At 54.2% G+C, this 646-nt stretch carries 1 protein-coding gene; it reads right to left on the bottom strand.

Going from position 1 to position 646, the window contains the following annotated elements; all coding sequences use genetic code 11:
* The coding region (locus HMPREF3171_RS02865) for a helix-turn-helix domain-containing protein (RefSeq protein WP_168161868.1) at positions 1–380 on the bottom strand (380 nt) is incomplete at its 3' end.
* Positions 381–646 lie beyond the last annotated feature (266 nt).

Here is a 646-nt window from a genome sequence, read left to right as displayed (position 1 = left end):
GGAGACCATTCCAACTCCATGAACCCATCTCCTGGGGCTTTATGGTCCTGCCTCCACTGCTTGACGTAGCGCTGTACCGGCGAATACGAGCCGGTATATCCATGTTCGGCGGCAAGCCGGTCACAGATGCGCTGCGCAGTGTGGCGTTGCTTGCGCGGCATGCGCTGATCTTGCTCAAGCCACCGATCAATCACGGCACACAACGTCTCACCGAGCGCTAGTGATCCTGGCTTATGTAACTTAACTGGCGGGATAGGGCTGAAATCGTCCTGGTTGACGTACTTATCGACCGTAGCGCGAGATACCGATACCGCCTTCGCGATCGCTCGTCGGGACATTCCCTCGTCATCGAGCTGTCTGATAGTTTCGATCGTGGTCATGCTGATTGTCATCTACTTTCTGGTCCCTTCCTGAAAAACCAAGTCCCGGACCTCGCAGCCAAACGAAGATGGGACATTTCTCAGGAACAGAAACCTACTGGGATGGTTACTCGGCATGGCCCTTTTTCATTCCAAAAGAGCCACACCAGTCACAGCAACGCACCAGGAAAGTGGCCTACTTTTTCACGCTGAAACGGACTAAAACAGGCCGCCGAAACGGACTACTTCCCAAGCCGAACTGGACCACCTACATCAGATCAGACACA

The sequence above is a fragment of the Corynebacterium sp. HMSC08F01 genome, from assembly GCF_001807545.1.
GTDB classification, from domain to species: Bacteria; Actinomycetota; Actinomycetes; order Mycobacteriales; family Mycobacteriaceae; genus Corynebacterium; species Corynebacterium coyleae.
Note: the sequence above shows the minus strand (reverse complement) of the source record. Positions and strands in the feature narration are given on the sequence as shown.